The organism is Acinetobacter sp. ACZLY 512 (genome assembly GCF_023614015.1).
Classification (GTDB): domain Bacteria; phylum Pseudomonadota; class Gammaproteobacteria; order Pseudomonadales; family Moraxellaceae; genus Acinetobacter; species Acinetobacter soli.
The window spans coordinates 381,287-394,817 of the sequence record NZ_JAKIVI010000002.1; the positions used below are offsets into that span (position 1 = coordinate 381,287).

The 13,531-nt window shown below is 46.0% G+C and carries 14 protein-coding genes; 8 read left to right on the forward strand and 6 right to left on the reverse strand.

What is annotated here, in order from left to right; all coding sequences use genetic code 11:
* Positions 1–1,170, forward strand: coding sequence for a methionine aminotransferase (locus L2096_RS04210; RefSeq protein ID WP_151795507.1), 1,170 nt, complete (start codon positions 1–3; stop codon positions 1,168–1,170).
* A gap of 87 nt (positions 1,171–1,257) precedes the next feature.
* On the forward strand, positions 1,258–2,625 hold the full coding sequence (locus L2096_RS04215) for an MATE family efflux transporter (protein ID WP_004933784.1): 1,368 nt from the start codon (positions 1,258–1,260) through the stop codon (positions 2,623–2,625).
* A 65-nt stretch (positions 2,626–2,690) separates the two neighbouring features.
* Here the strand turns inward: L2096_RS04215 and L2096_RS04220 are convergent, their stop codons facing one another.
* On the reverse strand, positions 2,691–3,527 hold the full coding sequence (locus L2096_RS04220) for an SDR family NAD(P)-dependent oxidoreductase (RefSeq protein WP_250364928.1): 837 nt from the start codon (positions 3,525–3,527) through the stop codon (positions 2,691–2,693).
* 192 nt (positions 3,528–3,719) lie between these two features.
* On the opposite strand from L2096_RS04220, the gene L2096_RS04225 reads away from it, so the two are divergent.
* From L2096_RS04225 to L2096_RS04245, 5 genes are all read left to right on the forward strand, one after another.
* Positions 3,720–4,418: a TetR/AcrR family transcriptional regulator gene (locus L2096_RS04225; protein ID WP_004933776.1), complete on the forward strand. Its 699-nt coding sequence runs from the start codon at positions 3,720–3,722 to the stop codon at positions 4,416–4,418.
* Positions 4,419–4,614: 196 nt separating this feature from the next.
* On the forward strand, positions 4,615–5,325 hold the full coding sequence (phoB, locus tag L2096_RS04230; protein ID WP_004933773.1) for a phosphate regulon transcriptional regulator PhoB: 711 nt from the start codon (positions 4,615–4,617) through the stop codon (positions 5,323–5,325).
* 9 nt (positions 5,326–5,334) lie between these two features.
* Positions 5,335–6,693 (forward strand): phosphate regulon sensor histidine kinase PhoR, encoded by a 1,359-nt coding sequence (gene phoR, locus L2096_RS04235; RefSeq protein WP_250364929.1) that lies wholly within the window; start codon positions 5,335–5,337, stop codon positions 6,691–6,693.
* A gap of 153 nt (positions 6,694–6,846) precedes the next feature.
* On the forward strand, positions 6,847–7,932 hold the full coding sequence (zapE, locus tag L2096_RS04240; protein ID WP_250364930.1) for a cell division protein ZapE: 1,086 nt from the start codon (positions 6,847–6,849) through the stop codon (positions 7,930–7,932).
* Between the two features lie 95 nt (positions 7,933–8,027).
* The gene (locus L2096_RS04245) at positions 8,028–8,786 is read left to right on the forward strand and encodes a sulfite exporter TauE/SafE family protein (protein WP_048765251.1); all 759 of its coding nucleotides are present in this window, start codon (positions 8,028–8,030) and stop codon (positions 8,784–8,786) included.
* A 53-nt stretch (positions 8,787–8,839) separates the two neighbouring features.
* Here the strand turns inward: L2096_RS04245 and asd are convergent, their stop codons facing one another.
* The 3 genes from asd to pncB form a co-directional block, all read right to left on the reverse strand.
* Positions 8,840–9,691 (reverse strand): archaetidylserine decarboxylase, encoded by an 852-nt coding sequence (asd, locus tag L2096_RS04250; protein WP_004944709.1) that lies wholly within the window; start codon positions 9,689–9,691, stop codon positions 8,840–8,842.
* Complete coding sequence (locus L2096_RS04255; RefSeq protein ID WP_055414855.1) at positions 9,688–10,536, reverse strand: sulfurtransferase; 849 nt, start codon at positions 10,534–10,536, stop codon at positions 9,688–9,690. Before L2096_RS04255 ends, asd begins: the two co-directional genes overlap by 4 nt.
* Positions 10,537–10,643: 107 nt before the next feature.
* Complete coding sequence (gene pncB, locus L2096_RS04260) at positions 10,644–11,855, reverse strand: nicotinate phosphoribosyltransferase (protein WP_004933750.1); 1,212 nt, start codon at positions 11,853–11,855, stop codon at positions 10,644–10,646.
* A gap of 162 nt (positions 11,856–12,017) precedes the next feature.
* Between pncB and dtd the strand changes: the two genes are divergently transcribed.
* The gene (dtd, locus tag L2096_RS04265; protein ID WP_048765245.1) at positions 12,018–12,455 is read left to right on the forward strand and encodes a D-aminoacyl-tRNA deacylase; all 438 of its coding nucleotides are present in this window, start codon (positions 12,018–12,020) and stop codon (positions 12,453–12,455) included.
* Positions 12,456–12,515: 60 nt separating this feature from the next.
* Here the strand turns inward: dtd and L2096_RS04270 are convergent, their stop codons facing one another.
* Complete coding sequence (locus L2096_RS04270) at positions 12,516–13,001, reverse strand: hypothetical protein (RefSeq protein ID WP_004933745.1); 486 nt, start codon at positions 12,999–13,001, stop codon at positions 12,516–12,518.
* A gap of 157 nt (positions 13,002–13,158) precedes the next feature.
* Positions 13,159–13,494, reverse strand: a complete 336-nt coding sequence (gene aciT / locus L2096_RS04275; protein ID WP_004933743.1) for a ciprofloxacin tolerance protein AciT — start codon at positions 13,492–13,494, stop codon at positions 13,159–13,161.
* Positions 13,495–13,531 lie beyond the last annotated feature (37 nt).

The following is a 13,531-nucleotide window of genomic DNA, read 5'->3' on the forward strand; positions in this document are numbered from 1 at the left end:
ATGCAGCCCCTTCAGTTTAAGCTGGCCAATCAGGGTGTGACCATTTTCAGCACCATGACTGCTCTGGCGCAGCGCCTTAAAGCCATTAATCTGTCTCAGGGATTTCCTGACTTTGCCGCACCCGATGCACTAATTGAAGCCCTGTGTGATGCGACACGCAGTGGTTATAATCAATATGCACCGGGCGATGGCTGGCTGCCCCTAAGGGAACAGGTTGCAGCATTGTTTCTGAGCCGCGATCAGCTCCTGATTGATCCTGTGCATGAAGTAACCATCACGCCGGGAGCCACCATTGGGATTTTTGCAGCGATTCAAGCGGTGGTGCAGGCTGGCGATGAAGTGATTGTATTTGATCCCAGCTATGACAGTTACGCACCGGCAGTGCGGGTCGCGGGTGGAATTCCGGTCCATATTGCGCTTAAGGCACCCAACTTTGCGGTGGACTGGAGCGAGGTGAAGGCCGCAATCCGCCCACATACCCGCATGATTATTGTCAATACCCCGCATAATCCCACCGGAACACTATGGTCATTAGACGACTGGCAGCAGCTGATTGAGCTGGTCGAACAGCATGACTTACTGGTGTTGTCCGATGAAGTCTATGAGCACCTGGTCTTCGATCAGCAGCGTCATTATAGCGCGTTGCATTTTCCAGCGCTCAGGGCACGTAGTTTTGTGGTGGGTTCATTTGGTAAAACCTTTCATGTGACTGGCTGGAAAACCGGCTACTGCGTGGCCAGTCCAGTGCTCATGCAGGGCTTTCGGCAAATTTATCAATATGCCAATTTTTGTGGCAATACCCCAGCACAAGTTGCATTGGCTGAGTACATGCGCCAGCACCCCACCCATATTCCAGCGCTTCCTGATTTTTATCAGGCCAAACGCGATCTGTTTAATCAAGGGCTCAGCGCAAGCCATTTTCAGTTTACGCCCACACCGGGAACATATTTCCAATGCGTCGATTACAGCGCTATTCGACCCGATTTAACCGATGTGGAGATGTGCTATTTCTTGGCTGAACAGTATGGTGTGGTGGCTATTCCCTTAAGTGTTTTTTATCAATCACCCGATCCGAAGATGCGTTTAATCCGCTTCTGCTTTGCAAAAACAGAACAGACACTCACACAAGCGACACAGCGTCTTGCAGAGTGCTCGCCTTGGCTATCATAAAATAGAAAATATATTCACTATACCCTACCCCGCACGTGCTATTTTGAAATCAAAGATCAATAAAATTGCACGTGCCAAGGAGAGCCAATGTCCCCAAAACGCTCGTTGATTACAGAGCAGAAGTTATGGAAAACATTTTTAATTTTTTTGCTTCCTTTAATTGCAACCAATACCTTACAAAGTCTATCGGGAACCATTAATACCGTCTTTGTCGGACAAATGATGGGGGTCAATGCCGTTGCGGCAGTGGCCGTCTTTTTTCCAATTCTGTTTTGTATGATGGCGTTTATTATTGGGCTATCGGCAGGCTCTACGGTCTTAATTGGTCAGGCTTGGGGCGCACAAAATATTGAAAAAGTCCGAACCGTAGTCGGCTCTACGTTGTTTATGACCCTCATCATAGGTTGTGTGATTGCAGGACTCGGCGTGTTCTTTAGCCGTGAAATTCTGACCCTTCTGGGCACCGATGCCAAAGTAATGCATTTGTCGTTGCCCTATGTGCAATGGATGCTGGCGGGTAGTCCGCTGTTGTTTGTCTATATTATTTATACCTCAATCTTGCGTGGTGTAGGCGACAGCATCACGCCATTGATTGCGCTCGGCATGACCAGCTTGATTGGGCTGGTGATCACACCCGTGTTAATCGGCGGTTATTTTGGTTTTCCCAAAATGGGCATTGTCTCACCCGCCATTGCAACTATTTTCGGTTATGTATTGGTTTTAGGGTTTCTGGCGATTTACCTGAATAAAAAGAATCATCCGCTGAAGCCCGACTGGGCACTGCTGCGTCATATTCGGCATAACCGCGAAGTCAGTCCACTGATTTTACGTTTGGGTATTCCAACCGGTATTCAGATGATCACCACCTCGGTGGCCGGACTGGTCATTGTCGGGCTGGTCAATCGCTTTGGTGCCAATGCAACTGCGGCCTATGGTGCAGTGAATCAAGTATTGAATTATATTCAGTTTCCGGCACTCTCTATCTCGATTGCGGCTTCTATTTTTGGGGCACAAGCAATTGGTATGGGGAAATCGGATCTATTGTCCCGAGTCACGCGTACGGCTTTAGGAATGAACATCGCCATTACTGGTAGTCTGGTGGTTTTAGCGTATTTATTTTCAAAATATTTAATGGCGCTGTTTATTACTGATCCAAGTGTGGTCGAGTTGGGTCAAGAATTGCTGTTTATTGTACTCTGGTCGATTTTATTTTTTGGCGCCGGTTCAATTTTTGCCTCGATCATGCGTGCCAGCGGGACAGTGAATGTACCGATGATCATTAATATTGTGGCCATTTTATTAATTGAAGTCCCTTGTGCGTACTGGTTCAGTTCAATGTGGGGCTTAAAAGGTATCTGGATTGCTTATGCGCTGGCTTTTGTATGCTTGAGTTTTTTACAGGCGGCTTATTATCAGTTTGTCTGGAAGAAAAAGGCCGTTCGCGCACTGATTTAATTAGGGCGATAAAAAAAGGACCGATACTGTATCGGTCCTTTTTTTCAGCGCATGGCATGAAATGCTTAGAAATTTTTTCTCATTGACGTCGCCAGTGCAGTCACTTTCTGGTATCCCGTTGGGAACAGACGCTGCATTAGATCCAGTGTCTTGGCATCGTTACCAATCAGTACACGGCGCTTGTCTTTACGCACCGCATCTAAAATTTGGCGAGCCGCCTCTTCAGGTGGACAACGCAACAGCTTATTAAACGATTTGATCGATTTTTCCGGATGCATTCCCAGTGTTTTCAAGCTGTCATTCATTTTGGCAGCGTTGGCAATATTGGTTCGAATTCCTCCCGGATGAACACATAATGCGCTTACGCCACAATTTTCAATATCCAGTTCTTGACGCAACGATTCGGTAAAGCCACGTACTGCAAATTTTGATGCATTATAAGCCGATTGGGTGGGCTGCGCCGTCAAACCAAAAAGACTGGAAATATTGATAATATGTCCCTCTTTACTTTGTTTAATCAGCGGCAAAAACTCTTTGGTGCCGTAAATCACGCCCCAAAAGTTAATGTTCATTATCCATTCCAGATCTTCATAGCTTTCGCCTTCAACTGTTGAGCCAAGCGCGACACCGGCATTGTTGAAGATCATATTGACCGAGCCGTGGTTTTGCACGGTTTCTTGTGCCCACTGCTTAACAGCGTGGCGGTCGGCCACATCGACTTTTTTGGTGGTCACGCGAATTTGATAGGGTTTAAGTAGCGCAACTGTGGCCTCTAAGCCTGCTTCGTTTACATCACTCAACGACAAGTGACAGCCTTCTTTTGCAAGCAATAGCGCCAATTGCTGACCAATCCCTGAACCTGCACCGGTAATCGCTGCCACTTTATTTTTAAAATTTTTCATGTTCGCTTCCTTCAAGTTTGAGCGATTGACCCATTTTGCCACGTCGCACTCAACATCACTATATTTTTGACAATTCAGATTGTCAATATAGTCCAAGTACCAGCAAATACCAACACCAGCCGATGACTGATTCGGTCATTTGTAAAAAAACTTGCTACACTAATAACAGACTTTCGGAGAACCCTTGCAGCGATGACCGCAGCCAAACTTGATCGACACAGTGCGTCGTCTTCCAAAAAAAAATCGCAGGAGCGCCAGTTTAAGGGGCTGTCCCTGACCGAGCGGAAAACGGCAAGACGAGAAAAACTTATCGAAGCTGGAATTGAAGCCTATGGCACTTCAGGCTTTTTTTCTGTAACCGTCAAAGACATTTGTAATCAAGCCAAGCTCACAGAGCGTTACTTTTACGAATCTTTTAAAAAGAGCGAAGACCTGTTTCAGACGATCTTTTTAAAACAGATCGAAACGCTGCAAAATAATGTGATGCAAGCTGTCATGAAACACAACGCCACGCCGGAAAACATGATCGATGCGGGCTTAACTGCTCTCTTGCGCACGCTTAAAGACGATCCACGCTTGGCACGTATTATTTATATCGATGCCATGCTGGTACAGGAATTACATAATCAGGCCACCATTCAAGAAACCATGATGCGTTTTGATCGCATGATTCAGGCACTGGTGATGCTGAGTATGCCCAATCTGCGTTATAGCGAGCAAGAGCTTTCACTGGTTTCTTCAGGTCTGAACGGTTATGTCACACAGGTGGCGATTCGCTGGGTGATGGGTGGCTTCAAACAATCTCTAGATGATGTGCTGTTTGCCTGCCGGATTGTGTTTGTGTCGCTGCTGGAAAAGCTGTCACACGATCCGGCTCAATCTAAAACTTGACCACAGCCTAGATCGATGAAATCTCAATGACGACGCCCGTATTAAACGATCGGATTGTAGTTTTATTTGTCACAATTCATTGCAAAAATCCACTTCAGTGCAATTTTTGCAATGATACTGTCATAATTAATCTTTGTAATAAGCCTGTCATAAATAAAAGCGGTTTACCGTTTGAACCCCTATAGGATATTGCGCTGTGAAAGATGACTATATTTTAATCGTCGATGATGAATTACCCATCCGCGAAATGATCCATACCTCTTTGGATATGGCAGGCTTTCAATGTTTGCAGGCAGAAGATGCGAAACAGGCACATCAGATGATTGTCGATCAGCGCCCAGTTCTGGTATTACTCGACTGGATGTTACCCGGCGGGATCAGTGGGGTCGATCTGTGTCGCCGTCTCAAACGTGACGAAAATCTGGCTGAAATTCCAGTGATTATGCTCACTGCACGTGGCGAAGAAGACCATAAGGTACAAGGCCTAGATGCAGGTGCAGACGACTACATGACCAAACCGTTTTCCACACGTGAATTGGTCTCTCGCATTAAAGCCGTGTTGCGTCGTGCCAATGCACTCAGCGGTGAAAAAGTGATTGATGCCAACGGCTTGATTTTAGATCCAGTCAGTCAGCGTGTCAGTTTTGGCAGCAATATCTTAGACATGGGTCCAACCGAGTATCGTCTTTTGGCCTTTTTTATGACCCATCCTGAACGCGCCTATACCCGCGCACAGTTGCTCGATCAGGTCTGGGGTGGCAATGTTTATATTGAAGACCGAACTATTGATGTACATATCCGACGCCTGCGTAAGGTACTCGAACCTTTTGGTGTCGATCGTTTTGTACAGACCGTGCGTGGCACGGGATATCGCTTCTCGACCCGCGCAGATTTGGCAGCAGGCTAAGACTTGACTATGTACGAACCGTATCCTGTCCCCGAACTGGCACGTGAGCATAAACGTTTTCGTTACAGTAGTTTATGGGCATTTGCCAAACAGGATTTACGCCTACTGGCCTTTCTTCTGGTGATTGCCACCTGTATTGGTCTGGGTTTGGGCTACTTTTGGGCCGGTATTTTTATTGCCTTTCTGATTTTTTTTGGCTTGCAGCTTCGGTCGTTGTACATTGTCAATGAATGGATCTCGAATCGTCCCTACGATACCCCGCCCAATTTAAACGGTATCTGGGGCGCGTTGTTATTCAATGTATATCGGGCACAGCGTCAAGAGCGGATTGTACAGGCCGAAATGGTCGGACTGATTGACCGTGCGCAATCGTCATTGATTGCACTGAATGAAGCCGTGGTGCTAATTGATGACCTGCACCAGATTGAATGGTGTAACCCAGCGGCAGAAGGTTTACTGGGCATCAAGATTCTCGATCGCGGTCACAATATTTTAAGTATTTTACGCCAGCCCAAATTTATTGAATATTTTAATCATATTGATCAGGCGCCCGACGGCATCAAAATCAAATCGTCGTTGTTTGACGATCAGTATGTACAGATCAAACTGACCCGTTTTGGCGAGCAAAGTCGTTTGCTGGTGGCCTACGATGTCACTCGAATTCATAATCTTGAGCAGATGCGTAAAGATTTTGTCGACAATATTTCGCATGAATTACGTACGCCCCTGACCGTTTTGAGCGGCTACATCGAAACGTTCACCGATCAGGAAGATTTAAATCCACGCTGGAAACGCGCTTTCGATCAAATGCAGTCACAAACCAAACGTATGAATGCACTGGTGAATGATCTGCTGTTACTTTCGAATCTGGAAAATAATAAAACCATTGCCAAAAATCAGATCATTGAAATGCCAAGTCTGATGAATCAGCTTTTTGACGACGCCCAGGCCTACAATGTCGACTACGGACATACCCTAAATCTGGATATCGACAGCCATTGTGATCTGATTGGCTCCGATATGGAAATTGCCAGCGCCTTTAGTAATCTGATCACCAATGCCATCAAGTACACGCCCAAGGGCGGAATTATTACTATTGGTTGGCACGACGATGGCGAGCACGGCTACTTTACCGTACAAGACAACGGCATTGGTATAGATCCCAAACACTTGCCGCGTTTGACCGAACGTTTTTACCGTGTCGACAGCGCCCGCAGCCGTGCCACAGGCGGAACGGGTCTTGGGTTGGCCATCGTTAAACATGTGCTGATGCAGCACGGCGCTTATCTCGATGTCGTATCTAAAGAAAATGAAGGTTCGACGTTCAAGGCCATTTTCCCCAAAGAACGTTTGTACCAGATGATGTAAACACACCCTCTGCTCTGTATTGCTAGGCAGCACAACATGCTGATTCCATCTGTTAAAACCGCCACAATCTGCGTATAGTGGCGGTTATTGTTTTTATAATCATAACAAATCTTGATTAAGCCCCCTTCAAGATGGGCTATACGAGCAATCGACATGACACAGTACACCGGCCAGAGCCCAAAACAGTACTATCAGGCTCTGATTCAGCAGCAAGCCATTTTGGCTGATCCTTCGCAGCAGGCGGCAATTGAACAATTAAATGAGATCTGGGAGAAACTGGAACGCCCCAAAGCATTTTTTATACAGCGCCCTATTCGTGGGCTTTATATGTGGGGCAGCGTTGGCAGCGGAAAAACATGGCTGATGGATATTTTTTACCAGTCCTTAAGCTATAAAAAGAAAGTCCGCATCCATTTTCATCATTTTCTCAAAAACATTCATCAGCAACTGGTGCATTATCGCGGCACGCGTGATCCACTTCAGCACATTGCCAATGACCTGATTAAAAAATATAAACTGATTTGCTTCGATGAGTTTTTTGTCAGCAATGTCACTGATGCGATGATCTTGTCCAATCTGTTTAACTTACTGTTTGCCAAGCGCGTGATTTTGGTGGCGACGTCGAATATCGATCCAGATAATTTGTACAAGCATGGCTTACATCGAGAGCGTTTCTTACCGACCATCCGGCATATTCATACGCATTGCCACATTCTCAAGATTGGCAATGCCCTCGATTATCGCGTGGTAAAAGGCCACCATGTTCTGGATCAGTTTTTCTATTCGCCCCTCGATGCAACGGCCGATGCATGGTTAAGCAGTATTTATCGGCATCTGACCCAGCACAATGCACATCCCACGCTGATTCAAATCAATCATCGCGATCTAGAGGCACTTGGCGTACATGAGCGCGTGGCGTGGTTCAGCTTTGATCGGCTGTGCCGCGATGCACGTAGTCCGGCAGATTTTATCGAGCTGTGTCGTCGCTATGACCATGTGCTGATTAGCAATATCACCGAGTTAACGGACGCCATTTACGATGCAGTGCGACGCTTTATTTATCTGATTGATGAGTTGTATGAGCAAAAAGTAGTGCTGTATTTGACTGCTGAGCAGCCGATTGAACAGCTCTACACAGGTGAAAAGCTCAAATTCGAATTTCAGCGCACCTTTTCGCGCTTACAAGAAATGCAAAGTCGTGACTATCACGAGGCACCTATAGCCGTCACGCACAAATAGATTCATTAAAACCATAAGCTGCTGCGTAGAGGTCTTGCTTGCCACATCTCGATCTCGCGCAGTCGATGATTCACACAATAAAAACGGAGTTTAGCGTGGCTTTTATCGATTTTTCCATCGTTCAGATCAGTGTCATGCTCATGGCTGTTCTGTGTTCGTATATTATTTTTGGTATGATTGGCTTTGGAACGGCGCTGATTGCCAGCCCAGTTCTCCTCCAGTTTTTACCATTGGCCGAGATTATTCCCTTACTGGCACTTCTAGATTTATGTGCTGCCCTATCGAATCTCATCAGAGATGGTAAAAAAGCCGATATGACCGAGCTTAAACGACTGATTCCACTGATGTGTGTGGGTAGTCTGATCGGATTTTTATTACTGCTTAAAATTAAACCTGAAACGTCTTTATTGGCTTTTGCGGTATTTATTTTACTTTATGCGCTTTATGCATTAAGTGGAATTCAACCTGAGCGTCGCTTTGACTCCAAACATGTTGTTCCTTTTGGATTCGGCGGTGGGTTATTGGGTGCCATGTTTGGCAGTGGCGGATTTATGTATTCGATTTATTTAAATGGTCGCTTACAAGACCCACAAAAAATCCGTATCACACAAACCACACTCATTGGCTGTAGTACGCTGCTACGCGTCATCCTATTTGCACTTGCTGGGGTGTATTTTTCGTGGCACATCTTCGCACTGATGCTGCTTTTTATACCATCAATGCTGATTGGCAGCTACGTGGGAAAACACATCACGCTTAAACTCTCTAAAGTGCAATTTTTAAAAATTATTCATGTGGTGATTTTTTTCTCTGGGCTTTCAATTTTACTGAAATATGCTTTGACCCATTCATAATTTTTGATCATGTACAGCCTGTCTACTCAGGCTGTACACGACACACATATTGATTAAAGCGTGTGGCCGAGTTTCTCACCCATAACCACCACCGAGTTGGCTTTAAACTGGCTTTCCCAAGCCATTTTGTCTTTTTCAAACAAAACAATCGCGGTAGAACCCAAGTAAAAACGACCCAGCTCATCGCCTTTTTCAAGCACCACATCATGATGGTTCAGCTCAAGGCGTCCAGTCGGTTTCACCTTGCCTGTGACCACGGTTTCAATTCCAGCCACAATCATCGCGCCCACCAGCACAACGGCCATACGGCCCAGCTCGGTATCAAACAGGCACACCATACGCTCGTTACGTGCAAACAGACCCGGAATATTTTCGGCTGTCACCTGATTCACCGAAAACAGCTCACCCGGAATATACAAGGTTTCAGTTAAACGGCCTGTTAGCGGCATATGCACACGATGATAATCGCGTGGCGATAGATACACCGTTGCAAATTGCCCGTGTTTAAATGGCTGCGCCAGTTGCGGATCGCCAATCAGTTTTTCAACCGAAAAAGACTGTCCTTTGGCCTGAAACACCTCACCGTCATCGATACTGCCGATTTGTGAAATAGCACCATCGGCAGGCGAAACAATACTGTCTTGGGCATTGTCGACCACACGGACGCCATCTTTTAAGGCACGGGTAAAAAATTCGTTAAAAGATTTGTACTTTAGGGCATCGGCCTGTTGTGCAATCGATAAATCAATGCCGTATTTGCTTTTGAACGCCTGAATGACCGCGGTTTTGACCAGCAGATTTTCGCTCTCGGCAAGCTTACCCACCACGCGACTTAACTGATGCTGTGGCACAAGCGATTGTGCTTTTATAAATAAATCTTTTTTTAATCGTGACGTTAAGCTCAAAATGGCTGTTCTCCGGTAATCACAGGACTATCGAGGCGATTGCCCCATTCACTCCACGCCCCGTCGTAAGCACGCACCGGCCAATCAAGCAAACGTGCCAAAATATACGCCAATCCCGAACGATGATGGGACTGACAATACACAATAACAGGCTGGTCAAGACGAAAGCCGAGCTGTTGCAATCGGTGCTGAGTGCGTTCAAATGGATGCAATTTTAGATGATTTTCGCGGTTTAGGGCAGTACTCCATTCAAAATGAAGTGCGCCGGGCATATGTCCACCGCGTCGGGCAGCCAGTCTTAATCCGGTATATTCGTCATGTGTGCGGCAATCCCAAAGCTGTACCGATTGACTGTCAATCAAGGCGCGCAGCTCATCATACTGGATTTGATATTGGGCAGCATGTGAAGTATCGACCGGGTATAAATGACTGACGGGTTCAACCGTATCCACCTCGGACGTGGTGGGCAATCCGGCCCCAAGCCACGCATGAATCCCGCCATTAAGCAAACTGGTTTGGGTAAATCCGAGGCAGTGTAAGGTCCAGATCAGTCGTCCTGCCCATGCACCACCTTCGTCGTCGTAGACCACCACATGATGTGAGGGTGAAAGATTCAAATGGCGAATTAGGGCTTCAAGTTGTGCCTGATCGGGTAAGAGTCCCGTAGCGAGTTCTTCCTGACGAACCAGTTGTGCCGGACGAAGCGCGTAAGCATGTGCCAAATGCAATTGTTCATACACCGAGCTTCGGCTTAAATCGACAATGCGCAACTGCGGATGATCCAGATACGCCAGCAGTTCGTCGGGCTCTATCAATAAACCCAAATTGATTTCAGGTACGGCCATTTCGTTTTAATCACATTCTCTAGGTTTGCCATGCCTCATCTTAGCATAGGCTTTTTTCAGGTCTTTCTGTTTTTCATGCATCTTTAGCAGAAAAAGTGCAATCACTTTTACACCAGTGCCACATCTTCAATGTCAAATACCTGACGCAAATAGGCCAAGAACGTGTCGTTATCGGTCATGGTTTTGCCCGGACTGTCTGAAATTTTCGCCACAGACTGTCCATTGCACTCGACCAGCTTTAATACAATATTAAGTGGCGTTTGCCCCATATCATTGGTGAGGTTGGTGCCAATCCCAAAACTGACTTTAAAGCGGTCTTTAAAATACTGATGCAATTCCCATGCCTTTTGTAAGGTCAGGCCATCGCTGAAAGTTAGCATTTTGGTTTTGGTATCAATTTTTAATTGTCGATAATGTGCATAGGCCTTGTCGCCCCATTCGTACGGGTCGCCACTATCGTGACGCAACCCATCAAACAGCTTGGCAAAGTACAGATCGAAATCGCGCAAGAACGCATCCATCCCCACCACATCGGTCAGGGCAATACCTAAATCGCCACGATATTCTTGTACCCATGCCTCTAGGGCCGCTTTTTGAAAATTGCGTAATCTTACGTCAAGTGCCTGAAAGGCCTGCAAAAATTCATGTGCCATGGTACCAATTGGCGTAATATTTAATTCTTTAGCCAGCAATACATTGCTGGTACCCCGAAACACATGCGGTGAGCTACGATGAAACGACTCGACCACGTGCTTTTGCCATTCTAGACTGTAGCGACGACGGGTACCAAAATCGGACACTAGAAATGGCGGTTCGTCGTTTGCATGCTGCGCTTCATACTGCTTGAGTAATTCAAGTTTCGCTTGCAGGCGTCGTTCACCCTCTTCAAGCACAGCCTCAGTGCGAATACGCCGGAAATACAGTTCATTGACAATCGCCAGTACAAAAATCTCAAACATCATGGCCTGAATCATCGGGCCTTCAACACTAATGTCTAAACGGCCTTTGGCATCGATACTGGCACGAATAAAACGGCGTTTGAGCTGAAACAGCTCTAAATAATCGACAAAGTCGCTTTTAATAAATCGAAAGGAACGCAAATATTGCAGTTCATCATCTTTGAACTTGAGCGCACATAAGTGATCGAGTTGTTCATTCAGATCATCCAGAATATCCGTCAGTGGATAAACCGTTTGATCCAGATTACGGCAGCGAAACTGGTACACACTGTGCGTCTGGGGGAATTGATGTAGCACCACCTGCAACATGGTAAATTTATAAAGATCGGTATCGAGTAATGAATGAATGATTGGAGACATAGACAACAAACATGCAGGTTAGCTTTATGCATTAAACCACATTTTTTTGGCAAGAATCACCTTGATTTGTATAAGACCTTTGTCCTGTCAACACTGTGGCAATGTGCTGACTTTTGCTGTATTTCTGATAGTATTTTGCACATTTCGTTTTTGAGATCTGTCATGCGCGCACTACTACAACGCGTCCTTGAAGCCCACGTGGTGGTCGATGGACATACCACAGGAGCGATCCAGCATGGACTTCTGGTTTTTTTAGGTCTAGGTAAAGACGATGACCTCGACAAAGGTAAAAAACTGATCGATAAGATTTTAAAGTACCGGATTTTCGATGATGAAAACGGCAAAATGGGCTGGAATATCGATCAGGCGCAGGGTGGCTTACTGCTGGTGTCACAGTTTACCTTAATGGCCCAGACCCAAAAAGGCTTGCGTCCCGATTTTGGGCCAGCGATGCCACCGCAAGATGCCAAAGTACTCTATGAACAATTGGTGGAGTATGCCAAATCGCAATTTGCTCGCGTTGAAACCGGAATATTTGCAGCCGATATGAAAGTGCATCTGATCAACGATGGCCCAGTGACGTTTCAGCTCGAGATTTAAAACTGACCTAAAAAAACAGGCGCCCGATACCGAGCGCCTGCTGTACACATCTCTTCTGACTTAGAACGATTTGCCGGTTTTTTCTTTTAAAAACTGGCGAGCTTGCTTGATCTTGAGCTTCACTGGCTTTGGTAGCTTTGGTGGAATCAGTTTTGCTGCCTGATTAAACCAGACCAACAGACTAAAATCGCCTTCCATTTTGATCGTGCCATTTTGCATCCCCGTCATAAACGCGGTTGGATCACCTTTGATCAAGGTTTTAACGCCCTGCTCACTGTCGGCAAATTGCAAAATAAAATCTGCTTTTTCTGCACTGCCCGCGGCTGTCTCGATTTGACCGTGATTGACGATAATTTGGCGCGCAAAACCCAAATCGGTGCCAATCTGAATACGAAAGGCACGGTCATGTGTGAGTTCAATAAATTTCGGGCAGGTACGTGCCAACTGCTTCATACGTAAAGCCAAACCCATGACCAGTAAGTCAAGCGGATCGGTACTTAAGTCGACCAGAGGTAACTTCACGACAGGTAGAGAAGAAAGTTTCATGACATTTAAGCCTATTTGTATTCTTATCAAAAAATGAACTGGGTCATCCTAGCATAAATGTATCGGCAGCTATACTGTGTTTCGTTCATAAAAGATGATAAAAAAAGTAAAAAAGGCGCAGCCGTACTGCACCTGATTTATGACTGGATCACACCCTTTAGCGACTCGAGTATTGCTGCTGATCGTCCTCATAGACAGGGGTGTGTTCGATATACTGACGATTTGCCAAGGCTTTTTGTGCGCGCTTGTCTTCTCGCAGTAAAATGATGGTGACCGTGACCATCGACAGGCTTAATGCCGCAAGATAACTGTAGGTGACCGGCAGTTCAAATACGGTCTGTACCCCAAAACGTACAACCTCGATCAAGCCCCAAAAAAACATACCTGCAAACATGAAACCGAGCCAATGACGGTACGGCGAAAAGAATACAACAGCTAGTGCAAGCACGATCATCCCGACACCAAGCAGTGTGGCGAAGCTGGCTGTTACCATACTAAACCTCCGTCTAAGATTAAGTTTCTGCATCCCG

Bases quoted from the DNA above. Each gene is read 5' to 3' on its own strand.
- L2096_RS04225 (WP_004933776.1), top strand. From the start codon at position 3,720: ATGACCGCAGCCAAACTTGATCGACACAGTGCGTCGTCTTCCAAAAAA.
- dtd (WP_048765245.1), top strand. From the start codon at position 12,018: ATGCGCGCACTACTACAACGCGTCCTTGAAGCCCACGTGGTGGTCGAT.
- L2096_RS04210 (WP_151795507.1), top strand. From the start codon at position 1: ATGCAGCCCCTTCAGTTTAAGCTGGCCAATCAGGGTGTGACCATTTTC.
- L2096_RS04270 (WP_004933745.1), bottom strand. From the start codon at position 13,001: ATGAAACTTTCTTCTCTACCTGTCGTGAAGTTACCTCTGGTCGACTTA.
- phoR (WP_250364929.1), top strand. From the start codon at position 5,335: ATGTACGAACCGTATCCTGTCCCCGAACTGGCACGTGAGCATAAACGT.
- pncB (WP_004933750.1), bottom strand. From the start codon at position 11,855: ATGTCTCCAATCATTCATTCATTACTCGATACCGATCTTTATAAATTT.
- L2096_RS04220 (WP_250364928.1), bottom strand. From the start codon at position 3,527: ATGAAAAATTTTAAAAATAAAGTGGCAGCGATTACCGGTGCAGGTTCA.
- aciT (WP_004933743.1), bottom strand. From the start codon at position 13,494: ATGGTAACAGCCAGCTTCGCCACACTGCTTGGTGTCGGGATGATCGTG.
- L2096_RS04255 (WP_055414855.1), bottom strand. From the start codon at position 10,536: ATGGCCGTACCTGAAATCAATTTGGGTTTATTGATAGAGCCCGACGAA.
- zapE (WP_250364930.1), top strand. From the start codon at position 6,847: ATGACACAGTACACCGGCCAGAGCCCAAAACAGTACTATCAGGCTCTG.
- L2096_RS04215 (WP_004933784.1), top strand. From the start codon at position 1,258: ATGTCCCCAAAACGCTCGTTGATTACAGAGCAGAAGTTATGGAAAACA.